We start from the raw sequence: 24,996 nt of genomic DNA, 5'->3' as shown, positions 1-24,996 counted from the left end.
CGCGAGCAGGCTCGCTCCCACAGGGGATCTCGGTTGTTCACAACGTTTGTGTTCACTGAAGATCTACTGTGGGAGCGAGCCTGCTCGCGATGGGGCCAGAAATGACAGCGCAAAATTACACCTTGAACTCCACCTCCCCCAAATGCCCCCCAAGCGGCCCATAACTGCGCTCGACCAAATGCCGCGTCCCATCGGCATGGACAATCAACGCCGTACTCGCTCGCGTCCCGTAAGCAGGGCTGGCGATGAACACACTCGACAACAGTGTCTCGGTCGCCAGCCCTACGCCGGTGTCCGGCAGTTCGGCTACCGGGGCCGGCTGCGGGTCGTTCAGCAGCGCCAACAGGGCCTGGGGCTGCGGATCGTCCAGTACCTCGACCAACGCCGCCCGGGCCTTGAGCAGCTTGGGCCATGGCGTGTTCAGTCCGGCGTTCGACAAACCGTAGACACCCTCGGCCAGTCGCTGTGGCCGGGCATCGCGGGCATTGTGGTGCCACAGTTCGGTGCCATCGCCCAACAGCAAGTTGAACCCGCCGTACTCACCGGCACGGGGTACCACTTCGCTCAAATAATCGGCAATTGAAAGATTTCCGCTCAAAAATCGCGCCACCAGTTCACCACGGGACTTGAAGCCGGGCGACTGGCCCGGGTCGCGAATGTTGGTCAGGGCAGCGAAGCGGCCATCGGCGCCGACGCCAAGCCAGGTCCCCCCGGCTTCCAGATCGCGACCGGCATGGACATCAGGGGCGTCAGGCCATTGCCCCAGGGGCAAGGTCGGGCGCGCGTAGAACTCATCGCGGTTGGCCGCCACGATCAGCGGCCGGGCGTGGCCGGGGCGCCAGGCAAATACGATCAGGCACATCAGATAGTCCCCTTAAAAATAAAGCCGAGCACAGCTGTTGTGGGTTTCACTCTACCCAGACATCGCCCCGGCATCCATCGCCTTGAGTGGAGCCCAAGGCCATGGATCCGTTACCATGCCGCTCTTGTTTCTAGGATGGGCGAGGGACGCTGGTGGAATTTGTGCTCTATCTGCTGCTCGGCGCCTGTGCCGGCGTGCTGGCCGGACTGTTCGGCGTGGGTGGCGGGATCATCATCGTCCCGGTGCTGGTATTCAGTTTTACCTTGCAGGGCTTCGACCCACTGGTGTTGACGCACCTGGCGGTCGGCACGTCCCTGGCATCGATCATCTTCACTTCGGTCAATGCCGTGCGCGAGCATCAGCGCAAAGGCGCGGTGCGCTGGCCGATTTTTGCCTGGATGACCGTTGGAATCCTGATCGGTGCCGGTTTCGGAGCCGTCACTGCCGAAGCGATTTCCGGTCCGAACCTGCAAAAAATCATCGGCGTGTTCGCCCTGATTGTCGCCGTACAACTGGGCCTGGACTTGCGGCCCAAGGCCAGCCGCACAGTTCCGGGCAAGGTCGGGTTGACCGTGGCGGGGACGGTGATCGGCTGGGCCTCGGCGATTTTCGGCATCGGCGGCGGCTCGCTGACCGTGCCGTTCCTGACCTGGCGCAGCGTGCCGATGCAACAGGCGGTGGCGACGTCATCGGCCTGCGGTTTGCCGATTGCCCTGGTCAGTGCATTAAGTTTCATGATTCTGGGCTGGCAAGATCCGCGGCTGCCGGCTCATAGTCTCGGTTTTGTTTATTTGCCGGCGCTACTGGGCATTGCCCTGACGAGCATGGTCTTCGCCCGCTTCGGCGCGCGACTGGCCCATCGCCTGTCACCGCGCTTGCTCAAACGGCTGTTCGCCGCTTTGCTGTTCAGCGTGGGCTTGAGTTTTCTGCTCTGACGCAATCCTGGCTTAATCCCGAGGTGGCAGCGTCGCCCGGATATTTTTGACGTTTACGAGGAATATCAATGCTGCCTTACCCGCAGATCGATCCGGTGGCCCTGGCCATCGGCCCGCTGAAAATCCACTGGTACGGCCTGATGTACCTGATCGGCATCGGCGGCGCCTGGTTGCTGGCGTCGCGCCGGCTCAACCGCTTCGATCCGACCTGGAACAAGGAAAAGCTCTCGGACCTGGTGTTCTGGCTATCCATGGGCGTGATCGTTGGCGGACGCCTGGGTTACGTCTTGTTCTACGACCTGAGCGCGTACCTAGCCAATCCGACGCTGATCTTCGAAGTCTGGAAGGGCGGCATGTCGTTCCATGGTGGGTTCATCGGCGTGATGCTGGCAGCGCTGTGGTTCGGTAAACGCAACAACAAGTCGTTTTTCGAGTTGATGGACTTCGTCGCGCCAATGGTGCCGATTGGCCTGGGGGCCGGGCGCATCGGCAACTTCATCAACGCCGAATTGTGGGGCAAGGCCACCGACGTGCCATGGGCGATGGTCTTCCCGCCGTTCAGCGACCCGGCGCAGCTGCCCCGTCATCCTTCGCAGCTGTACCAGTTCGCGCTCGAAGGCGTGGCACTGTTTGCCATCCTGTGGCTGTTCTCGCGCAAGCCACGGCCGACCATGGCCGTGTCGGGCATGTTCGCGCTGTTCTACGGGATCTTCCGTTTCATCGTTGAATTCGTCCGCGTACCAGACGCCCAACTCGGCTATCTGGCGTGGAACTGGCTGACCATGGGCCAGTTGCTGTGCCTGCCAATGATCATTGGTGGCCTGGCGCTGATCTGGCTGGCCTATCATCGTGCGCCGGCTGCGGCGGCCAAGATTTAAATTCGAACCCCGGGGCACTGGCCCCGGGTTCAAGGACACAGGTAACCCATGAAGCAATATCTCGATCTGGTGGCCCACGTCATCAAGAACGGCACCAAGCAAGCCAACCGCACGGGTGTAAACACCATCAGCTTTCCCGGCGCCATGTTGCGCTATGACTTGAAGGACGGATTCCCGGCCATCACCACGCGCAAAATGGCCTTCAAGTCAGCCATCGGCGAGATGTGCGGTTTCCTCCGTGGGGTCAACAACGCCGCCGAATTCCGTGCCCTGGGCTGCAAGGTCTGGGATCAGAACGCCAACGAAAACGCCCAATGGCTGGCCAACCCGTTTCGCCAGGGCGAGGACGACCTGGGTGAGATCTATGGTGTGCAATGGCGCAAGTGGCCAGCCTACAAGCAGATCCCGTTGAGCAACCCGGCCGCCATCGAGCAAACCCTGGCCCAGGGCTACCGACAAATCGCCGAGGGCGAAGAAAACGGCCAGGCCTACGTGGTGCTTTACAAAGCCATCGACCAGGTGCGCCAGTGCGTCGACACCATCATCAAGGACCCGGGCAGCCGGCGGATCCTGTTCCACGGCTGGAACTGCGCCCAGCTCGATGAAATGGCCCTGCCGCCGTGCCATTTGCTCTACCAGTTCCACCCGAATGTCGAGACCAAGGAAATCTCCCTGACCCTCTACATCCGTTCCAACGACCTGGGCCTGGGCACGCCGTTCAACCTCACCGAAGGCGCCGCGCTGCTGAGCCTGATCGGTCGCCTGACCGGCTACACGCCACGCTGGTTCACCTATTTCATCGGCGACGCCCACGTCTACGAAAACCACCTGGACATGCTCAACGAACAGCTCAAGCGCGAGCCGTTCCCGATGCCCAAACTGGTGATTTCCGAGCGCGTGCCGGAGTTCGCCAAGACCGGTGTGTACCAGCCTGAGTGGCTGGAACTGGTGGAACCGAGCGACTTCTCCCTCGAGGGCTACCAGCACCACGCGCCGATGACGGCGCCGATGGCGGTCTAAGCCACGCCACCTCTCCCCCTGTGGGAGCGAGCTTGCTCGCGATGAGGCCATTACATTCAACATAGATGTTGACTGTTAAGCCGCTATCGCGAGCAAGCTCGCTCCCACACAGAGCTCAGTGTGTTGGAGATTGACGGCAAGGACTCAATGCCCATGACTCCTGCCCACATGTGAATGCTCCACCTCCGGCGCCACCGCGCCACTCACTTCCAGGCGCTGCAAAATCCCGCATTGATCCAGGTCCGGCCCTTCGCCACAACGATGGCGCAGGTCGATCAGTTGTGTCTGCAAGGCCAGCAGACCGTCGATGCGCGCCTTGACGTGGTGGATGTGTTCGTCGATCAGCGCGTTGACGTTTTCGCACTGGTCCTGAGGGCTGTCGCGCAGGGCCAGGAGGCTGCGGATTTCTTCCAGGGTCATGTCCAGGGTGCGGCAGTTGCGGATGAACGTCAGCCGCTCGGCATGAGCCTGGGTGTAGACCCGATAATTACCATCGCTGCGGGCCGGCTCCGGCAGCAAGCCTTCGCGCTCGTAGTAGCGAATGGTTTCGACCTGGCAGTCGGTGATTTTTGCCAGTTCGCCGATCTTCATGGCGTTACCTCCAAAACAGGTGCTTGACCCTATAGTGGCTACAGGGTCTTTACTTTGCAACAGGCACTTTTCACGGACGTAACCCGATGAGCGATTCCATTCATACCCACAAGCCCGACCACGGCCATGACCACGGGCATTCCTGCTGCTCAGCCAAAGCGGCACCGTCGGTGGTCAAGCTCGGCAAGGCCCCGACGGACGGCGCTCGGCTGAGCAGTTTTCGCATCCAGGCCATGGACTGCCCCACCGAACAGACGCTGATCCAGAACAAGCTCGGCAAACTTGCAGGCGTGCAACAACTGGAATTCAACCTGATCAATCGCGTGCTGGGCGTGACTCACGACTTGCCCAACGACTCGCCGATCATTGATGCGATCCAGTCCCTGGGCATGCAGGCCGAGCCGTTGGCCCCGGGCCAGGAAAAAGAAACCAGCGAATTGCCCGCTCCGGCCAAGCCCTGGTGGCCGCTGGCGCTGTCGGGTGTCACCGCACTGGGTGCCGAGGTGATCCACTTCACCAGCGCCGCGCCGGAGTGGGTGGTCGCGCTAATGGCGTTGGTGTCGATCCTCAGCGGCGGTCTCGGTACCTACAAGAAGGGCTGGATCGCTCTGAAAAACCGCAACCTGAACATCAACGCACTGATGAGCATCGCGGTGACCGGTGCGGTGCTGATCGGCCAATGGCCGGAAGCGGCGATGGTGATGTTCCTGTTCACGGTGGCTGAATTGATCGAGGCCAAGTCCCTGGACCGGGCACGCAACGCCATCAGCGGCCTGATGCAGATGGCCCCGGAACAGGCCACCGTGCAACAGGCCGATGGCACCTGGCAGGTGCAAGCGGTCAAGGCCATCAACCTCGGCGCACGGGTGCGGGTTCGCCCAGGCGAACGGGTGGGTCTGGACGGGGACATCGTCGCCGGTCGCTCTACCATCGACCAGGCGCCCATTACCGGCGAGAGCCTGCCGGTGGAAAAAACTGTGGGCGACAAGGTTTTCGCCGGCACCATCAACCAGGCCGGCGAACTGGAGTACACCGTGACCGCCGCAGCCGACCACTCCACCCTGGCGCGAATCATCCACGCCGTGGAGCAGGCCCAGGGCTCCCGCGCTCCGACCCAGCGCTTCGTCGATCAGTTCTCGAAAATCTACACCCCGGCCGTGTTCGCCCTGGCGTTGGCCGTGGCGGTGATCCCGCCGCTGTTCATGGGGGCGACCTGGTTCGACTGGATCTACCGGGCGCTGGTGTTACTGGTGGTGGCCTGCCCGTGTGCGCTGGTGATTTCCACCCCGGTGACCATTGTCAGCGGCCTCGCCGCAGCAGCGCGCAAAGGCATTCTGATCAAGGGCGGCGTGTATCTGGAGGGCGGCCACAAGCTCGACTATCTGGCCCTGGACAAGACCGGCACGATCACCCATGGCAAGCCGGTGCAGACCGACTACGTTCCACTCGACCCGACAGTGGAAGCGACGGCACCCGCTTTGGCCGCCAGTCTTGCCGCCCGTTCCGACCATCCGGTCTCCCACGCAATCGCCAACGCAGCTGTGGATAAAAAGCAGGCGCCGCACGCTGTGGATAACTTTGCAGCGCTGCCGGGACGCGGGGTACGCGGCGATATCAACGGCCAGACCTATCATTTGGGCAATCACCGTCTGGTGGAAGACCTGGGCCTGTGCTCTGCCGAGCTGGAAGAGAAGCTCTTCGCCCTGGAAAAACAAGGCAAGTCCGTGGTGCTGTTGCTCGACCACTCAGGCCCCTTGGCGCTGTTTGCCGTCGCCGACACGGTGAAGGACTCCAGCCGCGAAGCCATCCAGCAACTGCATGAGCTGGGTATCAAGACCCTGATGCTCACCGGCGACAACGCTCATACCGCCGAGGCGATTGCCGCCCAGGTGGGCATGGATCAGGCGCGAGGCGATCTGTTGCCGGGCGACAAACTGCAAGCCATCGAGGATCTGTATGCCTTGGGTCACCGGGTCGGCATGGTGGGCGACGGCATCAACGACGCCCCTGCCCTGGCGCGCTCGGAGATCGGCTTCGCCATGGCGGCGGCGGGCACCGACACCGCCATTGAGACCGCCGATGTCGCCCTGATGGACGATGACTTGCGCAAGATCCCGGCGTTCATCCGCCTGTCACGGCAGACTTCGAGCATCCTGAAACAGAACATCGCTTTGGCGCTGGTCATCAAGGCGATCTTTCTGGGATTCACCTTTGCCGGGTTTGCCACCATGTGGATGGCGGTGTTTGCCGACATGGGGGTGAGTTTGCTGGTGGTGTTCAATGGGTTGCGGTTGTTGCGTAAATAGAGGTGATGAGGCACCCGCATCGCGAGCAGGCTCGCTCCCACAGTAGATCTCAGCGGCCACACGTGGTGTACAACCGAGATCCAATGTGGGAGCGAGCCTGCTCGCGATGGGGCTGCACCGCAGCCCCAATGATTCAACGCCTGTTCAGTCGCGCTTGGGCTCGCGAATCTTGTACCAGGCCACATACAGCGCCGGCAGGAACAACAACGTCAGCAGGGTGGCGATGATGATCCCGCCGATCATCGCGTAGGCCATCGGCCCCCAGAACACTTCCCGGGCAATCGGGATCATCCCCAGGCTCGCGGCGGCCGCGGTGAGCAGAATCGGCCGACGCCGATGTTCGGTGGCTTGCACCACCGCATCCCAGGGCTCGTACCCGTCACGTTCATACTCATCGATCTGGGTCACCAGGATCACCGAGTTGCGGATGATGATGCCGATCAGTGCCAGTATCCCGAGGATCGCCACAAAACCCATGGGCGTGCCCGTCGGCACCAGCGCCAGCACCACGCCGATCAACCCAAGGGGCGCGACGCTGGCCACCAGGAACATTTTCTGCACACTGTGCAGCTGGATCATCAGGAAGGTCGCCATCAAAAACAGCATCAGCGGCACGACGCTGGCAATCGGCCCTTGGGCTTTGCTGCTTTCTTCCACCGTCCCCCCGGTGGCGACCTTGTAGCCCGCCGGCAGACCGGCAGCGAATTGATCGATGGCCGGTTGCAGTTGCTTCACCAGATCGGTGGGCTGGATTTCATCGCGCACCGCGGCCTTGATGGTAATGGTGGGCTTGCGGTCGCGACGCCACACCAGGGGTTGTTCCAGTTCATAGCGCACTGTGGCGAACGCCAGCAGCGGAATGGAGGTGCCGCTCGGCGTGACGATCTGCAAGTTCTGCAGGGTCTGCGGCGAACCGCGCTCGGCGTCTTCGGCACGACCGACCACGTTGATCAGGTAGATGTCGTCATTGACCTGGGTCACCGGCGAACCGCTGACGATACTGTTCATCAGCCTGGCCACGTCCTCCGAAGACAAGCCCAGTTGCCGCGCCCGGTCTTGGGCAATGTCGATACGCAGCACCTTGCCCGGCTCGTTCCAGTCATAAATGATTTCGCCGATGTGGGTGTTCTTGTCCAGTTCGCTGGCAAGTTCGATGGCGTGCTTGCGCACCTGGTCGATGTCCTTGCCGCTGACCCGGTACTGGATCGGCCGCCCCACCGGCGGGCCCATTTCCAGGGCCTGCACGTAGCTGCCAATGCCGACGAAGTCCTCGCGCAGACGCTTTTGCAGGCGTTCGGTGAGGGCCGTGCGCGACTCCAGGCCTTTGCTGACGATCACCAGTTGCGCGTAGTACGGATTCTGCAACTGCTGGTCCAGCGGCAGGTAGAAACGAATCGCGCCCTCGCCGATGTAGGTGCTCCAGCGCTCGATGTCCGGGTCGCCCTTGAGCGTCGCCTCCAGGCGATCGACCGCCTTGCGGGTCTCGTCCATCGAAGCGTTCTGCGGCAGGTTCAAGTCCACCAGAATTTCCGGGCGGTCCGAAGACGGGAAGAACTGGTTCTGCACAAAACGCATGCAAAACACCGACAACGCAAACAGCAGCACGGTGATGCCAATGGCCCACCAGCGATTGCGCATCGCCCACAGTAAGCCGCCATTGAAAGCCCGGCCGATCCGTCCTGGCTCGTTGCTGTGGGGTTTCACATGGGTACTGAGGATGTGCACGCCGATCACCGGGGCGAACAGCACCGCGACGATCCACGACACCAGCATCGCCACGGCAATGACTGCAAACAGGGTAAAGGTGTACTCGCCGGCGGAGCTGGCGTTCAGGCCGATGGGCACGAACCCGGCCACGGTCACCAGGGTCCCGGTGAGCATCGGGAACGCCGTTGAGGTGTAGGCGAAGGTCGCGGCCTGCTCCTTGGTTTCACCTTTCTCCAGGCGCGTGACCATCATTTCCACGGTGATCATCGCGTCGTCCACCAGCAGACCGAGGGCGATGATCAGCGCACCGAGGGAAATCCGCTGCATGGTGATGCCGCTGTATTCCATGAACACAAAGACCATCGCCAATACCAGCGGAATCGAGCAGGCCACCACCAGCCCGGCCCGTAAGCCAAGGCTGATAAAGCTGACCACCAGCACGATAATCACCGCCTCGAACAACGCGCTGGTGAAACCGCCGACCGCTTCCTCCACCACTTCGGCCTGGTCCGACACGGTATGCACGTCGACGCCCACTGGCAGATCGGCGGTCAGTTCGTTCATGCGCGCGTGCAGTGCCTTGCCGAATTCCTGGATGTTGCCGCCCTTCTTCATCGCAATGGCCAGGCCAATGGCCGGCGTGCCATTGAAGCGAAACATTGGGGTCGCGGGGTCGACATAACCGCGACTGATGTCAGCGATGTCAGCCAGTCGATAAAAACGATCATTGAGCCGCAGATTGACGTTGGCCAGGTCCTTTTCCGACTGGAACTGCCCGGAAGTGCGTACGGAAATCCGCTCCGGCCCGGCGTCGATCACCCCGGCGGGAGTCACAGCGTTCTGGGATTGCAGGCTCTGCACCACCTGGCGCTGATCAATACCCAGCGCGGCGAGCTTGCGGGTCGAAAAATTCAGGTACAGGACTTCATCCTGCTCACCCACCATCTCGACCTTGCCCAGGCCCGGTACCTCACGGATTTCGGCGCGCACTTGCTCCACATAATCGCGCAACTGACGCATCGAAAGCCCGTCGCCGGTGAAGGCATAGACCGACCCGTACACATCGCCGAATTCGTCGTTGAATCCCGGGCCCTGCAGGCCCTGGGGGAAGTCACCACGGATGTCGTCGATCTTCTTGCGAACCTGATACCAGATCCCGGGGATTTCCTCGGCGTCGGTGGTATCGCGCAGGTACACGAACACCGTCGACTCCCCTGGTCGGGTATAGCTTTTGACATAGTCGAGAGAGTCGAGCTCTTCGAGTTTTTTCTCGATGCGGTCGGTGACCTGCTTGAGGGTTTCCTCCTGGGTCGCGCCAGGCCAACGAGTCTGGATGACCATGGTCTTGATGGTGAACGAGGGGTCTTCTTCGCGCCCCAGGTTCATGTAGGAAAACACCCCCATCAACAGGGCGACGAACATTAAGTACCAAACAAACGACTGATGCCGCAGGGCCCATTCGGATAAGTTGAAAGGCCCTTTCATCGTGCGTCCTCGTCGAGTTTCACTTTCTGCCCCGGCTGGAGGCTGTTCACACCGGCGCTGACCACACGGTCGCCGGGCTTGATGCCATTGGCCACCAGCACCGAGTCGGTGGAGCGGCTGAGAATCCTCACCTCTCGGGGGGAAACGGTCTGACTCTGCGGATCGACAAGCCAGATCCGCGTTGTGCCATCAACCTCTTGCAAGGCACTGAGCGGCAGCTCGATGCGCGGCTCGATGGTTGAGCTCAGGGTCACGCTGATGGCCGTGCCCAGGCGAAAGCCTGGCGGTGTATCGCCCAGGGTCAGCCGTGCGCGGCGCGTGCGGGTGGCGCTTTGGGCCTGGGGTTCGATCTCGCGCACGGTGGCGGTCGTGCGGATGCTCGGGTCCAGTTCCCCGGCAACCTCGAACACGACATCGGCGGGCAGGCGCTCAGCCAGGCCGGCCGGCAGGTCGATCACCGCTTCCTTGATGTCCGGGCGCGCCAGGGTCACCACTTGCTGGCCGGCAGTGACCACCTGCCCGGCCTCGGCATTCCAGGCCGTGACGACGGCATCGTGGTCGGTGTGCAACTGGCTGTAGTTGAGTTGGTCGCGAGCCTGCTCCACCGATGCACGGGCCTGTTCCAGGGAGGCCGCGGTGGTTTTCAGGTCGGTCTGGGCAATGTCCAGTTGCGCCTGGGCGCCGACACCACGGTCGAACAACTGCTGCTGGCGACGGGCATTGGCCTGGGCGTTGATGTACTGCGCCTCGATCCGCGCCAGGTCGCCCTGGGCGGCGCGCAACTGGTTCTGTTGATCGGTGGGGTCGAGGGTAGCGAGCAAATCACCCTTCTTCACTTCGGCGCCGACATCGACGTTGCGGCTGGCGATCCGTCCCGGCACGCGGAACCCCACATTGGTCTCGTAACGGGCCTGGATGCTGCCCGCGAAGCGCCCAAGGGCTTGCTGGTCGAGCGCGCGAACCTCGATGGACAACACCGGGCGCACCGGCTCAGGTGGCGGCTCTTCCTTCGAGCACGCCGCCAGCAACAGGCCAGCCGAGACCATCCATAAACGCTTCATGGCTGGACTCCCGTCGGGGATTTCTCATGGGTATTTTCAGCGATCTCTACGCGCACGCCGGGATGCAGCAATTGCCCACCTGCAGTGACCACTGTCTCACCCCCCTTGAGCCCGTCGCTGATGATGACCTTACCGGTGAGATACCGGCCGACGGTGACATTGTGCAACTGCGCCTTGCCTGCATCGTCCACCAACCACACCGCTGGATCGTGAAGGTTCTTGGTCAGCGCCGACCAGGGCAGTTCCACGGCGGTCTTGCCGGCAGACTTGGCGGTGGCACTGACCACCGAACCCAGGCGCATGCCTTCGGGTAACTCACTGAGCGTCACCTTGACCTGCACGGTGCCGGTTTCAGCGGAAACCGCCGGGGTGATCTCGCGCACCGTACCGGTGGTCTTGATGGCCGGGTTGTCCAGCAGGCTGATGACGATGGCGGGATCCGAGGGCGGTTCGCGCAACAGTGACTCGTAGATATTGAACACGGCGTCGCGCTCTCCGTCCTGGGCCAGGCTGAAGATCGGTTCCGTGGCCTGCACCACCTGGCCGACCTCCGCCTGCCGTGCCGTGATGATGCCCGGAGCCTCGGCGATCAGCGCGGTATAGCTCAGTTGTTCGCGGGCGTTGGCCAACTGGGCCTGGGCAGCGGTCAGCGCACTCTGGCTGCTGCGCAGTTGCGCCTGGGCCGTGTCATATTCGCTCTGGCTGGTATAACCCTTGGGCAAGAGTTTTTGCTGGCGCACGAACGCCGCCGCACTCTGCTTGACCCGCGCCTGTTCGGCAGCCACCTGAGCCTGGGCGGAGTCGACACGAGTCTGCAGATCCTGGGGGTCGAGCCGGGCGAGCACCTGTCGAGCCGAAACCCGGTCACCGACATCCACCTTGCGCTCGACGATCTTGCCGGCCACGCGGAACGACAAATCGGTCTGCACCCGAGCCTGGACGTCACCGGTGAGGGTCACCGAGGCGGCATATTCGGTGGGCACGGCCTGTTGCACGAAAACCCTCGGCAGGGCCTTTTCCTCGGGTTTTTCATCACCGCATCCGGCCAACACCACACACAAGCCAAGGCCAACCAGAACTTTACTTCGAGGACCAGCCATGCAGACTCCTTTGCGTTGTACGGACGTACCAGTGACGATACGACTGTGAGCTTAGAACAGGGTTCAACACCTGCCACAGGATCACAATGGATACACCCATCAGGCAGACTAGTGCCTTTGCGGCAGCGGGAAAAATTTGCACATGCTCAAGACACTGGCGGTGGCCAACTACCGCTCGATCAACAAACTGGTGATCCCCCTGGGCCGGCTGAACCTGATCACCGGCCCCAACGGCAGTGGCAAATCCAATCTGTATCGTGCCCTGCGCCTGTTGGCGGAGACCGCCCAGGGTGGCGTGGTCAACGCCCTGGCCCGCGAAGGCGGGCTGGACTCGACCTTCTGGGCCGGGCCGGAAGTGATCAGCCGGCGTATGCGCAACGGCGAGGTGCCCATCGGAGCTACGGTGCGGCTCAGCACGAAACGTCTGCGCCTGGGTTTTGCCGGGGAAGATTTCAGCTATTCGATTTCCCTCGGCCTGCCGGAACCGAGTTTGTCCGCGTTTTCGCTGGACCCTGAAATCAAGCGCGAATGCATCTGGGCCGGCCCGGTGTTTCGTCCCGCCAGCCTGCTGGTGGATCGCAACGGGCCCATGATCCGTGCCCGGGACGGTCGCACCTGGGACGTCCTGGCTCAGTACACGCCCACCTTTGACAGTTTGTTCGACCAGGTCGGCAGCCTGCGCACCTCACCGAAGGTGCTGCAGATGCGCGAGTTCATTCGTCGCTGGCGCTTCTATGACCACTTTCGCAGCGACGCCGACGCCCCGGCGCGCCAGCCGCAACTGGGCACCCGCACGCCGGTGCTGCACCACGACGGGCGTGACCTGGCCGCTGCCCTGCAAACCATTCTTGAGATCGGCGACGATCAAGCCCTGCACTCGTCCATCAGCGACGCATTCCCCGGTGCCCGGCTGCATATCGAGAAACTGCAAGGCGGGCGTTTCGGCATCGAGTTTCATCAACATGGCTTGCTGCGCCCGCTGTCGGCCGCCGAACTTTCCGACGGGACCCTGCGCTATCTGCTGCTGATAGCCGCACTGCTCACCCCGCGCCCACCCTCGCTGATGGTGCTCAACGAACCGGAAACCAGCCTGCACCCGGACCTGTTGCCGGCCCTGGCGCGGTTGATCATCCGCGCTTCAGCGCACTGTCAGGTCTGGGTGGTCTCCCATGCCCGGCGCTTGATCACCGCCTTGCAGCAGGACAACGACTGCAATTGCATCGTGCTGGAGAAAGATCTGGGCCAGACCGGGATCGTCGGCCAGGGAATACTGGATGCGCCGGCCTGGAGCTGGCCGGATTGATCGACGGTATTTGCAGGGGCCAAGTAAGAAGGCTATTTTTCCACTGGCTGTAGGACGGGTCTATTTCTCGACGGACCTCTCCAAGGAACCGCAGCTTATGGCCAGACTGCCTGGCCCCCATCACAAGGAAGATCACAATGGCTGACGTGAAAGCCCCGCAACACCTCGACCCACGCGACATCGTCAAACTGCTCGTGGCCCTGCGCCGCGCATTAAAAAAGCCGCCTGCATAGCTACATCGATCAAGACGGGTTCTGAGCGTCGGCACAAAAAAACGCCGACGCTGGCAAAGCCGTCGGCGTTGAAACTTCAAATCCTTGCTGTTCGATCAGAACGCCGGCAGTACCGCGCCGCTGTATTTCTTCTCGATAAATGCCTTCACTTCCGGGCTGGTCAGGGCCTTGGCCAGTTTCTGCATGGCCGGGCTGTCCTTGTTGTCCGGGCGGGCCACCAGGAAGTTCACGTAGGGCGAATCCGAACCTTCGATCACCAGCGCATCCTTGGCCGGGTTAAGACCCGCTTCCAGGGCGTAGTTGGTGTTGATCATGTCCAGGTCGACCTGATCCAGCACACGCGGCAGCATGGCCGATTCCAGCTCCTTGAACTGAAAGTTTTTCGGGTTCTTGGCGATGTCCTTGGGCGTGGCCAGGGCGTTTTTCGGGTCCTTGAGCTCGATCAGGCCCGCCTTCTGCAACAGGATCAGGGCGCGACCACTGTTGCTGCCTTCGTTGGGGATGGCGATGGTCGCGCCGTCCTTGAGTTCGGCCAGGCTTTTGACTTTCTTCGAGTAACCACCGAACGGTTCCACATGCACGCCGATCACGGTCACCAGATCGGTGCCTTTGCCTTCGTTGAAGCTCTTGAGATACGGCAGGGTCTGGAAGTAGTTGGCGTCCAGGCGCTTCTGATCAACCTGTACGTTGGGTTGAACGTAGTCGGTGAACACCTTGATTTGCAGGTCCACGCCTTCTTTGGCCAGGGCCGGCTTGATCAGCTCAAGGATTTCAGCGTGGGGCACCGGGGTGGCCGCCACGACCAGTTTCTCCGCCGCCTGGGCCAGACCCGAGGTCAGGGCTGCTGCCAACGCGGTGAATAACAGAACCTTTTTCATGCAGTGTCCTTATCGAAGATCACCGTCGTCATGGACCACGGTCAAACAATGGAAGTGCCAGCGAAGTGCTATCGCTGGCGTGATGTGGACGATACCGATATTTTTTATGCCTTAACAATATCTTTTATTGAGGTGCTTATACCCATAAGCCATAAATGAGCAGGCGTAATTTCCTCGTCAGGCAAATCGGATATCGGCGCTTCGCTTCCTGACGTCACCATAGATTTCGTCCTGTGCCTGCCCAAGCGACTGGCTGCCGAAAAAATCGTCCGCGCGCTGGAGATACTCTTTGGCTTTTTCGATGTACCGGTCTCTATCGATCGTGTACCTGACGCCGTCAACCGGATATTTGACATAACCGACCACATCCTTGGCTGTCAGTACATTCCTCAGGTCGTTTTGCACAGCGATGAAGTTACGCCGACCGCCTTCAGGAACCAGACGGCTCGCGGCCTTGGCATATTCACCAACACGTACCGCACGCAAGGCATTGCCACGATTCAATGTCACAGTATCACCGAGTGCCTCGACGGTTTTCTGCAACGCCACGCTTGTGCCTTTGCCCAATACCTTGCCCGCCAGGGAAGCCCCGCCGGACACGACACCCAGCGCAATACTGGTGTAACTGAGAATCTGCGTGGCGACGGCATCCGGGGCTGCCTCCGTCAACACAACCGATGCAATCGATGCCGCGCCTGACACCACTTCCAGCGTCAACGCCGTCGCGGCCGAAAATGACACCCCGACCAGAGGTGCGGATGCGCCAAGGGTCGCAAGGGTCAATGCGACGGAAGCCACAGCAAAAGCAGCCGTAAGACCTATCTTGACCCAACCCCAGGCAGAAATATGGCCGGTCGGATCGCTGAGATTGATCGGGTCTCCCAGGCAATAGGCATAAGGATTGAGGCCACCGCCATCGAACGGGCTCCAACTGTCGGGCCGGTGGAATCGCATCAGTACCGGATCGTAAGCCCGGTAGCCATTACCCAGCAGGTAACATCCCGTCACGGGGTCCAGCGGCTCGCCATTGAAACCGAACAGGCTACCCAACCCGTCGGACACCGGGCGTTGCCCATAAGGTGAATAAGCCTGCGTGGTGGTGTCTGCACCGGAAAGTGCCTGCAGGACGTTGCCATAAGCGTCGGTGCAAAACAGCGCCGTCTCCTGGCCTTGCAACAGGGCCAGCAACTGCCGCCCTTCGCGCACGATGCTGCGCCTCTCGTCACCCGCCACTTCGCTGCACAACTGCTCTTGATGGTGGAAACGCCGGTATGCCTTCTCCCCCGTCAGCTCAAAGGCATGGAGCCAATCCGAGGCGTCATACCGATAGCGGGCCAACGTCGATCTGGAGTCCGCCGACGTCACGCTTTCCAGGCGGCCCAACTCGTCATACAGCAGCCTGCGCCCTTGCCCATCGTTGAGCAGATTGCCGTCCGCGTCATAACTGAAGGTTGTATTGCCCGCCACATAGTCGGGATGACTGTGGATGACGGCACTGAGTTGCGTTTTGTCAGCCAGGTCATACCGATAGTACGCAATGTTCTCGCCACCGACGAAACGGGTGGTGACCTGACGAATGTTATCGAGATAGTCGTAAGTGAAATCCTGGGAAACGATAACTTTTCCCTGCGTATCCACGGGCGCCTGCTCACCCTTGCAGGCGTAACGCTCCAAGCGGCCACGCAGATCATAGGTGAACGATTCCAGGCGCAGGAGAACGTTCCCGACCTTGAGCGTGCGCTGGCTGAGCTTATCGCCGGGGCCGAACGACTGGGCCAACTCCAGGACGTCTTTTTCCTGGGAGGAGGAACGTCGAAGAACCTCGCGGCCAAACTCGTCGTACACCAGGTCGGTGACCATCGACAGGCCCGATTGAGCGTCGGTGACGGTGATACAACTGAGTTGCTCTTGAGCGTTGTACGAGTAGGCGACGCAGACTCGGCCTTGGGTGATGCCCGACAACCGTCCTGTCTCGTCATAAAGACAGGTGCGATCCGCGCCGTTGACGTCTGTATGGCAAATCGGCTTTCCCATCAACGAGTGGGTTTGCGAACTTTCGAACCGGTCGAGCGCAGTTACCCATTTTTCCTGCTTGAGCCGACCGGACGCAGAATATTCCATGCGTCGCTGCACCAGCGCGTTGGCCGACTCCTGGAGCAGGCCGGTGCGCGGATCAAAACGATGCCTTGTCGAAACCGGCGCCTGGCTGCCTGCGCGCTCGGTGACACAATCATCGAGCAACGGATCAAGGGTGAACCGCAGGACTTTGCCGGCCGCAGTGATCCTCTGTGAAGCGTTCCTGCTGGAGCCTTCATAGACCAATCGTTCAGTGCGACCACCTGAGCGATTGAGCGTAATACGCATCAGCCCATCGTAGGTTCGGCTACCCACCACGTAGTCATTGGCGCTGATTTGCGTGGGATGGTCACCCTGGCTGTGTACCGCGTACTGTTTCTTGATGACCGTACCGTCGGGCAAAACCGTACTCAGGACCCGGCCCGCCAGATCGTAGCTGAAGCGAGTCACCGCCCCGTCAGAAGCCCTTTGCCTGATGCACCGTCCCAGCCCATCGTATTCGTAGGCGGTGACCTCTCGAACAACGCCTGACAGGTCCACCCGTTCGATGCGCGACGGTTTGCCAAAAACGTTCGTGAACGTACGCGTCTTGCCGGCGCCTTCCATCCACTGTGTGCGAGTGAGCGCTACCGGGTCGACCTCATCATGCACGATCACCTGTCCACGGCGACGGACGCGGCTCTGATGCCCCCACGGGTCATACTCGTACAGGGTTTTCAGTGATTTCGCCTGGCCCTCGAACCAGTCGGTTTCTTCATCCGCCTTCAGGCGCCCGAGGCTGTCGTATTCGGCCTGATAGATCAGGCGCATGGGCGCGCCAGGCATATCGACATCCTGCTTCTGGACGCTGATGGTGCGGCCGACCCCGTCACTGCGGGTCGCTGTCTGGACACCCCGCGAATCCGTGACGATGACCGTGACAAACGGATCTTCGGGTGTGAACGGTTGATAGGTGAATTGACGCGACGCTGCGCTGTCGGTGCCTGGCATCACCGTTTCACGGATCAGTTGCCCCAGCGAGTCGTATTCCATGCTGACGCTGCTGCCCCCGGACTCACGGGTCTTGATCAGCCAGTCACACTCGTCATGCCAGCTCTGTCGCAAGTGCCTCACGCCTTCGGCGCTAAAGGTCTGGTCGGTGCGGACATGCCCGTTTTCACGCTGGTAGGCATAATGGTATTCAGTCCGCACACCGCCTACCGTTTCAACTTTGCTTTGCAGCCTCGCATGGAAGACGTCATTGACGTCATTGACGTACTTTAATCGACAGTCCACCCGTGGCTCGCTGACGCCGTCTTCGTACAGTGTTTCACTGGCGAGCTGCACACAACGGCCGCCACCGGGACGTAACGAAGGCAGCTCAGCGTAGGTGTAACGGACCACCGTTGTAGGCGCGGCAGCGAAGTCAGGGGAAGCGAAAATGGACTTCTGTTTGAGCAAGGACGGCACGCCCAATGGACTGGCAGGACAGTCAGCATCCCCTTGTGCGGGGAAGTATTCATAGACTTCACGCACTCCGCTCGGACTGGTCTTTTCCAGCAGATTCCCATGTTCATCATAGGACGTGCGGGTGACCTCGCTTCTGATTCTACTGCGCCCCGCATCCGCGGCATCGCTGCTGTCAAAGAAGCTGTCGCGCACCACGCGTTGCATCTGGAACTGTGGGGGCTGATCCTCGAAAGCCCTATTGGGGACATCGTGGTATTCGATCTCCCGCAGTTGCATCTTGCCGCCACTGATCGTTCTTTGCGAAATCATCGAATGAAAGCGGTTGTAGGTACGCGTGACGCGAGACGCCTCACGCTGACCACCTTCATCCAGGGCGATCTGTATCTGGGTGCAAGCGTACTCGTACTGCCCGCTCAAGCCATAAAGCACATCACTGTCAGCGGTCCAGAGCGCCCGCGAATCGAACCCGAGAAAGTTTCTGCGCGAGTATTCATATTTGCTCATCATGGCCGGCTGCCCCCCGCCGGGGGACATGACCGACTGGACGACAACCGGCAACGAAGAGACCGGCGCCCCCGTAGGCAAGCGATGTCCCTCAGGCCTGTAACTGAGCGTTTCCTGCGCGCCGCTTGGCTGTTGGACGTTGGTCATCAGCAAAAAACCATTGATTCGCCGATAACCAAAGGACCACATCAACTGATTATTTTCGGCCGTGACCAGAATGATGCGCTGGAGTAGTTCATTGTTGAGCGCGAACCGGTATTGGAGTCTTTTTGAAGGCATATCCGGCCACAAGGTAATGGTCGGTGGCGTTCCTCCGTTCTGGGCATAGTCGATACTCAACAGGCGGTGATGTTGGTGATAAACCTCCGTCAGCCGTCGCTGTCCGGAAATGAGCCTGTAGGCATAGCGCGTTTGCGTGCCATTGGGGCAATACGCATGCGTCAGCAGCCACTCGTCAGCCGTTGCAGAGGGGCGCGAGAGTATTTCGGTCCGCCCATCGATGTGCTCAATGACAAGTTCATCGCCTTGCACCGTAACGTTCAGGTTATCGAGCTTTTTATCCTTGAACGTGGCCTGGCCTTCGCTGACCAGAAGCTGATAGGTCACGCCGTTCGACAGCGTCAGCTTGCGTCGGCGTTGCTCATAGCTGCAGGTGCGCAGGGACCAGCCGGTGCCTAAACCCATGTTTTGATTATTGAAGGAATCATATGAAAGGGTAAGCGGTAGCTTCGACCCGCCGGCTGCGTCAGTGGGCGCTGCATCCAGCGCCACGCTGCAACTATAACTACCGGTACGAGGATCAACACCCGAACGAATGAAACTATCAAACCTGAAGGCAGCCGAAGTTAACTGCTCTTTGAATGAAACTGAGCGACTCATCTATTCTTCCTTGAACATGGTTTCTGATTTACCGGGCGACCCAGACCGCCAACGTCTCTTCAGTTATCCCGACGCGCAGTTGATGGAAATTTCCAAATACATCACGCATTTCCAGTGCAGCACTGTTTCTATTCTCTCGGACCCACACCGGCCCACCCTTTTTTCCGAACGCCAGAACGAATGCAACCGCGCCCTTTTCGCTTAAATTCCTTCCTACCGCATCCGGCCGTTCCCAACTCAAATAGGCTGACGTTCGTATTGCGCGACCAGCGCCATAGCCCACCACGTAATAACCCGAGTATCGATTGTCCGAGCTTCCTATCTGAAGATGCGTCCTCATAAAAAAGTCCGCCACAAATTCCATTCGCTGCTGGTCAACGATCAACTCCAGGACAAAACCCTCGACTTTCGCGATATCAGGCGATTGGCTGGAATAGTAGGCGGGGATGGCGCGAACAGAGTACTGCTCACTTCGGTAAACAGCGGGCGCCAGTGGAATCAATACCAGAGAGCCAAACTCGCTGGCCTTGGAAGATAGAAATTTTTTGCCATCGGCCCGCGTGATGCACAGCTGTAAATCTATCGGTGTGTCGGAACGGGTCGTGACATAAAAATCTTTGGTGTAAACAAACTCACCCGACGGCACCGAGCCTTGGATAGGGCCATTCGGAGGAAGCTGGCGAAAACGGCTGTCCTCCCGCTCGGTGTACCTCCAGTCTTTGATGTCTTCGCGGTGCCGGTCTTTGGTCAATGCCAATCCGGTCAATGCATCGACCAGAACAATGGAGTCCAGCTCGGACTGGCTTAGAGCGACACTGCCCCAGAGCCAGTCTTCGACCTCGACAACCACTTTAACCTTCAATTGCTGATAACCGTTGCGGTACAACTGATTACCGCCCGAGACTGAAAAAATCTTAAAGGTTTTCAGGTCCGACCATGTCGCCACGCCAGGTTCATTATTCTTAAGTTCCATTTTCAAATCCTTAGTCCGTTACTTGATTGAAGAGTGGCAGCCTTCAAGTTCGGCCGCCACATTGCTTGCGCCATTTAATTAACCATCACTACGGCGCCACCAATCAAGATCAAAACCCAGACAAATTATTTGAATGACAACTTATAACTGGCCGCAAAATGAAACAGCCCCGACATTTACGGGATCCGCGCAACAACAACGCCGACAATATAAAAATCATCAGCGCTCAAATGATTCAGTAACATTATTGACGCAGGCATCAGATCCCGGCGATCCATGTCTTTAATCGCTCAAGTTGTTGCCCGTCACCTTGCCTGATCAACTCAAGAACCATTTGCTCAATCACCGTTGCGGGTGTCGGTTGATGCGGTAAATTGAGATGTTCCGGCAATATTTGATCGCCGGTGCTCACCAGCAACGCAAAATGAATGACGTTCTCCAACTCGCGGGTATTGCCCGGCCAGTCGTGCCGTTCCAGCGCGTGCTGCGCGGCTTCGCTGATCAGCGGCACCGCCAGGCCGAGGCGCTGGCTGTAGATGCCCAGGAAGTACTCGGCCAGGGACAGAATATCGCCCACCCGCTCGCGCAAAGCCGGCAACTCGAGTTGACCTTCACTGAGATAGTCATAGAGCCGTTGGTGGAATTTACCGGCTGCCACTGCTTGCGCCAGATCAATGCTGGTGGCCGCAACCAGGCGCACATCCACAGGGCTGGGCTGGTGGGCGCCGACGCGGATGACTTCGTGGTTCTCCAGAGCCGCCAACAATTTTAGCTGGATCGGCAGCGGTAAATCGCCGATTTCATCCAGATAAAGGGTGCCGCCATTGGCCGAGCCGAACCAGCCGGCCCGGCTACTGGCCGAGCCGTTGTGGCTGCCGACGGCATAACCGAACAATTCGGCGTCGGCGTAAGTCGGGCTGATCGCAGCGCAATTGACCGAAACGAACAGCCCACCGCGAGCGCTTTCACGATGCAGGTAACGGGCAAGCAACTCCTTGCCCGTGCCGGTTTGGCCGCGAATCAGTACCGCGATCGAGCGCGGCGCCAGTTGCTCCAATGCGTGGCGTAGTTGCCGCGAACGCGGGTCGACGAACACCAACGCCTTGGCGCGAATGCTCAGGGGGCTTTTTTGTGCGTCGGGAAACGTCAGCAACGGCTGACCCAGTGTTTCATGCAAGCTCATGGCAGACTCCCGCCCCCACCGCCGGGAGACGGGAGGGCAAAAAAATTCAGGCGCGACGCAGGGCGTGGTGCTCCATGCGGGTTTGCAGACGATAGAGATAGGCGAAACCCTGCTCCCAACGCTGATGGCCAGACTTGACATTGATATGCCCCGCCCCGGCCAGAATCCCGGCCTCGGCGCCCCAATGACGCGCCAGTTCAAGCGCGCGCTCAACGCTTACGGCGGGGTCATTGTCGGAACTGACCACCTGGCTCGCAAATGGCAGCAGATCGGTGGGAATCGGCGCGAAATTGCGCAACGCAGGCGCGCAGGCCGGCCGTTCGACATCCGCCGGCGCCACCAGTAACGCCCCGCGCACCTGCTGCAGAAACTGCACCGGCGCGCTGGCCGCCCAATGGGCAACCGTGATGCAACCCAAGCTATGGGCAATGAGGATCACCGGCCTGCTGTCGGCGGCAATGGCTTCGGCCAGCGCCGCCACCCAGTCTTCACGCCGAGGGGTCAACCAGTCGGCCTGCTCGACCCGGGCACTGTTGGGCAGGCTGTTCTGCCAATGGGTTTGCCAGTGGTTTTGCGGCGATCCTTGCCAGCCCGGCACAATCAGGTAGCGAATCGATTCGTTGCGCATGGGTGCTCTCCCGCGTGTCTGTTGCAGGCGAGTATAGGGAGGCGAGCCAGATTGATTAAGGAATAAGAAGCTATTTATTAATAACAGTAAAGAATAACAACCTTTCTCTGTGGGAGCGGACTTGCTCGCGAAAGCGCTGGGCCAGTTGTCGGTGATGCTGGCTGATACGACGCATTCGCGAGCAAGCCCGCTCCCGCAGGTTCTGCTTCCGTGTCACTCGTTGCGTCCCTTGCGCAGCAACACATTCAACTGGTCCACCACTTCCGCCCAGTCCGCGTCCTCAAGGATTTCTTCACGCAGTAACTGCTGCTGGCTTGTGCTCCAGAAAAACGCGTCAGCCAAGTGCAGTTCAGGCTTGAGGGGTGAATGGGTCGTGATGAATTTGTCGATATCAACGGGGTCGTCAGACAGGCCCAATTGTTTGAACAGCGCGGGCAGGCTGTGGATCGGGGATTGCATGCGGGACTCCTGAGCATAGATCGGATGGCTGGGTTACTCCCCGCAGTCTAGCCTCTTGACGACCGCCAGACTGATCAAAATTCGATCAAACCACGCGTGAACTAGACTCTAGATAGAGTTCCCAATCACATTGCGGAGGATCCAGTGAACATTCGCTGTTTGATGGTCGCATTGCTGGCCATGAGCGGGCCCGCATTGGCGGCTGACGGACTCGCGCTACTGACGGCCAATCCCTTGGGTTTCTGGCTGATTGCCGCGGGCGTGGCCTTGCTGATCGCCGAGGCCGCCTTGCCCAACTACGGAGTCGCCGGGTTGGGCGGCATCATTCTGTGCGTCATTGGCGCGATCATTCTGACCAACGCCGATATACCGGTCCCACTGATGATCGTCCTGGGTCTGATCAGTGGCTTTTTGCTGATAGCCCTCCTGGTCCGCGCATTGAAAACCCGACCGCGCCAACCCGTCAGCGGCGATGCCGCGTTGTTGGGCAGCGTCACGGCGGTGACAGCGTTACAGGCCGGCAATAACCATCATGGCTGGATCCAGCTGGAAGGCGAACGCTGGCAGGTGACAAGCGCGATGCCGCTGCGGCCTGGCCAGGCCGTGCGGGTCATCGCACGCAAGGGTCTGCTACTGGAAGTGGCCGCCGCTGATTCACAAGGAGCCTGATATGGGTATGCAAATCGGTTTCACGATGCTGTTGTTGCTGTTGATAGCACTGGCGGCTTCAACGTTCCGGATCCTGCGCGAATACGAACGCGGGGTGGTTTTTCAGCTCGGCCGGTTCTGGCAGGTCAAAGGGCCCGGGCTGATCCTGCTGATTCCCGTGGTGCAGCAGATGATCCGCGTCGACTTGCGCACCATTGTCCTCGACGTACCGGCGCAGGACGTGATCACCCGCGACAACGTCTCGGTGAAGGTCAACGCGGTGTTGTACTTTCGCGTGCTCGATCCACAGAAGGCGATTATCCAGGTCGAAAACTTCCTCATGGCGACCAGCCAACTGGCCCAGACCACCTTGCGCGCCGTTCTCGGCAAACATGACCTGGACCAATTGCTGGCCGAGCGCGAGCAACTGAACAGCGACATCCAGCAAGTGCTGGACGCCCAGACCGACGCCTGGGGTATCAAAGTGGCCAACGTGGAAATCAAGCACGTGGATCTCAATGAATCGATGATCCGCGCCATCGCCCGGCAAGCCGAAGCCGAGCGGGAACGACGGGCCAAGGTGATCCACGCCGAAGGCGAGTTGCAAGCCTCGGAAAAACTCATGCAAGCCGCCGAAATGCTCGGTCGCCAGCCTGGCGCCATGCAACTGCGCTACATGCAGACACTGGGCTCCATTGCCGGGGACAAGACCTCCACCATCGTTTTTCCGCTGCCAATCGAGTTGCTCAAGGGGATGGCGGAGTTGTCGCCCAACAAGTCTTGATCAATTGCGCAGGGCATGGAATTCCAAGCGAAAGATCAAAGGATCGCAGCCTTGGTAGCTCCTACACCCATTTCTGTAGGAGCTGCCCAAGGCTGCGATCTTTTGATCTTTTCCCCCGCCAAACCCTCGGACATTTCCTTCAATACGCAGCGTTGTTCATGAACTAGGCAGCGATTTCGAGCGCCGCTAACCTTTGTCCGTCATCGCAAAAAACGGTGACACGGACGTGCAAGTCCGATCTAGGAACGCATTCGTTATGGCTATTCGCCGAGCATTTTTCTATGCTCGCCGACTGTTATGGCGGCTGCGCGTGGGAGACTTTCGGGTCTGCCGGGTTCCTGGACCGGTCTTGCACACCTACGTACAGCTGCCACCTTTTTCGAAGTGCAATCGATGGGTGTCGGCTCCACCTCCAGGGAAATCATTATGTTCAAAGCAACACCGAATCCGCCGCAAAGCGGCCAGAAATCCCGCGTCGAAAACCTCGAAGCCAAAAAACTAGACGAAGCCGCCACCCGCGCTCTCGATTACTACCTCAAGCCCCAACCCTCATCCCCACCTGAACCTGACAAAAACCAGCTTTTCATCGTCTCCCCCCACATCGACACCGAAACCCTGCTCGCCAACGCCTCCGAAGACCTGCTCTCCATCAGCACCATCGCCGCCGACCTGGCAGACGATGTCGATGACTCACGCCGCTGCGTAGCCCTGGCGATCAGCCGCATGGCCGATGGGGTTCAGTTGTTGGTTGAACGGGCGTTGGACCATCTGGAAACAAAAGAAATGGCGGCGCCTGGGGCCAAGGGGTAGAGCTTTGCTTTGATGCAAACGGTGCCGACGCCATCGCGAGCAAGCTCGCTCCCACAATTGGATTGGAGTACGACCGGGAGAAACCAGGTCGGCTGTCAGGCCGCCTTCGCGAGCAAGCTCGCTCCCACAATTGGATTGGAGTACGACCGGGAGAACCAGGTCGGCTGCTAGGCCGCCTTCGCGAGCAAGCTCGCTCCCACAATTGGATTGGAGTACACCCGCAAGAGCCAGGTCGGCTATAAGG

19 protein-coding genes are annotated in these 24,996 nt (G+C 60.1%); 8 read left to right on the top strand and 11 right to left on the bottom strand.

Features of this window, described 5'->3' with window-relative positions:
• Positions 1 to 115 precede the first annotated feature (115 nt).
• Positions 116 to 862: an NRDE family protein gene (locus tag GKKCFE_RS27080; RefSeq protein WP_445577323.1), complete on the bottom strand. Its 747-nt coding sequence runs from the start codon at positions 860 to 862 to the stop codon at positions 116 to 118.
• Between the two features lie 152 nt (positions 863 to 1,014).
• On the opposite strand from GKKCFE_RS27080, the gene GKKCFE_RS27075 reads away from it, so the two are divergent.
• The 3 genes from GKKCFE_RS27075 to GKKCFE_RS27065 all read left to right on the top strand — a co-directional run bounded on the left by GKKCFE_RS27075 (position 1,015) and on the right by GKKCFE_RS27065 (position 3,695).
• Positions 1,015 to 1,797 carry a sulfite exporter TauE/SafE family protein gene (locus GKKCFE_RS27075; protein ID WP_076383260.1) on the top strand — a complete coding sequence of 261 codons (783 nt, stop codon included), beginning with the start codon at positions 1,015 to 1,017 and terminating at the stop codon, positions 1,795 to 1,797.
• A gap of 68 nt (positions 1,798 to 1,865) precedes the next feature.
• Positions 1,866 to 2,675, top strand: a complete 810-nt coding sequence (lgt, locus tag GKKCFE_RS27070) for a prolipoprotein diacylglyceryl transferase (RefSeq protein ID WP_076383259.1) — start codon at positions 1,866 to 1,868, stop codon at positions 2,673 to 2,675.
• Between the two features lie 48 nt (positions 2,676 to 2,723).
• The gene (locus tag GKKCFE_RS27065; RefSeq protein ID WP_047226810.1) at positions 2,724 to 3,695 is read left to right on the top strand and encodes a thymidylate synthase; all 972 of its coding nucleotides are present in this window, start codon (positions 2,724 to 2,726) and stop codon (positions 3,693 to 3,695) included.
• Between the two features lie 144 nt (positions 3,696 to 3,839).
• Here GKKCFE_RS27065 and cadR read toward each other — a convergent pair whose 3' ends face one another.
• Positions 3,840 to 4,286: a Cd(II)/Pb(II)-responsive transcriptional regulator gene (gene cadR / locus GKKCFE_RS27060; RefSeq protein ID WP_076383258.1), complete on the bottom strand. Its 447-nt coding sequence runs from the start codon at positions 4,284 to 4,286 to the stop codon at positions 3,840 to 3,842.
• Positions 4,287 to 4,372: 86 nt separating this feature from the next.
• Here cadR and GKKCFE_RS27055 point away from each other — a divergent pair, with 86 nt between their 5' ends.
• Positions 4,373 to 6,592 (top strand): heavy metal translocating P-type ATPase, encoded by a 2,220-nt coding sequence (locus GKKCFE_RS27055; RefSeq protein ID WP_445577322.1) that lies wholly within the window; start codon positions 4,373 to 4,375, stop codon positions 6,590 to 6,592.
• A gap of 144 nt (positions 6,593 to 6,736) precedes the next feature.
• Here the strand turns inward: GKKCFE_RS27055 and GKKCFE_RS27050 are convergent, their stop codons facing one another.
• The 3 genes from GKKCFE_RS27050 to GKKCFE_RS27040 are packed head-to-tail and all read right to left on the bottom strand — an operon-like array spanning position 6,737 to position 11,945.
• Positions 6,737 to 9,784, bottom strand: a complete 3,048-nt coding sequence (locus GKKCFE_RS27050) for an efflux RND transporter permease subunit (RefSeq protein WP_160894070.1) — start codon at positions 9,782 to 9,784, stop codon at positions 6,737 to 6,739.
• On the bottom strand, positions 9,781 to 10,845 hold the full coding sequence (locus GKKCFE_RS27045; RefSeq protein WP_107323104.1) for an efflux RND transporter periplasmic adaptor subunit: 1,065 nt from the start codon (positions 10,843 to 10,845) through the stop codon (positions 9,781 to 9,783). Before GKKCFE_RS27045 ends, GKKCFE_RS27050 begins: the two co-directional genes overlap by 4 nt.
• Complete coding sequence (locus GKKCFE_RS27040; RefSeq protein WP_107323105.1) at positions 10,842 to 11,945, bottom strand: efflux RND transporter periplasmic adaptor subunit; 1,104 nt, start codon at positions 11,943 to 11,945, stop codon at positions 10,842 to 10,844. The genes GKKCFE_RS27045 and GKKCFE_RS27040 overlap by 4 nt, the downstream gene beginning before the upstream one ends.
• 142 nt (positions 11,946 to 12,087) lie before the next feature.
• Here GKKCFE_RS27040 and GKKCFE_RS27035 point away from each other — a divergent pair, with 142 nt between their 5' ends.
• Positions 12,088 to 13,248, top strand: coding sequence for an AAA family ATPase (locus tag GKKCFE_RS27035; RefSeq protein ID WP_445577321.1), 1,161 nt, complete (start codon positions 12,088 to 12,090; stop codon positions 13,246 to 13,248).
• Positions 13,249 to 13,576: 328 nt separating this feature from the next.
• Here GKKCFE_RS27035 and GKKCFE_RS27030 read toward each other — a convergent pair whose 3' ends face one another.
• The 6 genes from GKKCFE_RS27030 to GKKCFE_RS27005 form a co-directional block, all read right to left on the bottom strand.
• Positions 13,577 to 14,359, bottom strand: coding sequence for a MetQ/NlpA family ABC transporter substrate-binding protein (locus GKKCFE_RS27030; protein ID WP_047226803.1), 783 nt, complete (start codon positions 14,357 to 14,359; stop codon positions 13,577 to 13,579).
• 177 nt (positions 14,360 to 14,536) lie between these two features.
• The gene (locus GKKCFE_RS27025) at positions 14,537 to 19,267 is read right to left on the bottom strand and encodes an RHS repeat-associated core domain-containing protein (RefSeq protein ID WP_445577320.1); all 4,731 of its coding nucleotides are present in this window, start codon (positions 19,265 to 19,267) and stop codon (positions 14,537 to 14,539) included.
• Positions 19,268 to 19,295: 28 nt separating this feature from the next.
• On the bottom strand, positions 19,296 to 20,240 hold the full coding sequence (locus GKKCFE_RS27020) for a hypothetical protein (protein WP_139048790.1): 945 nt from the start codon (positions 20,238 to 20,240) through the stop codon (positions 19,296 to 19,298).
• Positions 20,241 to 20,499: 259 nt separating this feature from the next.
• Positions 20,500 to 21,423, bottom strand: a complete 924-nt coding sequence (locus GKKCFE_RS27015) for a sigma 54-interacting transcriptional regulator (protein WP_445577319.1) — start codon at positions 21,421 to 21,423, stop codon at positions 20,500 to 20,502.
• A 46-nt stretch (positions 21,424 to 21,469) separates the two neighbouring features.
• Positions 21,470 to 22,051, bottom strand: coding sequence for an alpha/beta hydrolase (locus GKKCFE_RS27010; RefSeq protein WP_047226799.1), 582 nt, complete (start codon positions 22,049 to 22,051; stop codon positions 21,470 to 21,472).
• Positions 22,052 to 22,264: 213 nt separating this feature from the next.
• Positions 22,265 to 22,510 (bottom strand): DUF2789 domain-containing protein, encoded by a 246-nt coding sequence (locus GKKCFE_RS27005; protein ID WP_047226798.1) that lies wholly within the window; start codon positions 22,508 to 22,510, stop codon positions 22,265 to 22,267.
• Between the two features lie 144 nt (positions 22,511 to 22,654).
• Here GKKCFE_RS27005 and GKKCFE_RS27000 point away from each other — a divergent pair, with 144 nt between their 5' ends.
• The 3 genes from GKKCFE_RS27000 to GKKCFE_RS26990 all read left to right on the top strand — a co-directional run bounded on the left by GKKCFE_RS27000 (position 22,655) and on the right by GKKCFE_RS26990 (position 24,752).
• A complete protein-coding gene (locus tag GKKCFE_RS27000; RefSeq protein ID WP_047226797.1) occupies positions 22,655 to 23,179 on the top strand; it encodes an NfeD family protein in 525 nt (174 codons plus the stop codon).
• Position 23,180: 1 nt separating this feature from the next.
• Entirely contained in the window at positions 23,181 to 23,942 is a 762-nt protein-coding gene (locus GKKCFE_RS26995; RefSeq protein WP_047226796.1) for a slipin family protein, read from the top strand.
• A gap of 426 nt (positions 23,943 to 24,368) precedes the next feature.
• A complete protein-coding gene (locus GKKCFE_RS26990) occupies positions 24,369 to 24,752 on the top strand; it encodes a DUF6124 family protein (protein ID WP_107323109.1) in 384 nt (127 codons plus the stop codon).
• The last annotated feature ends 244 nt before the right edge of the window (positions 24,753 to 24,996 follow it).

It is taken from the genome of Pseudomonas sp. E141 (assembly GCF_052659885.1).
This window is presented reverse-complemented; position numbering and strand designations above follow the sequence as displayed.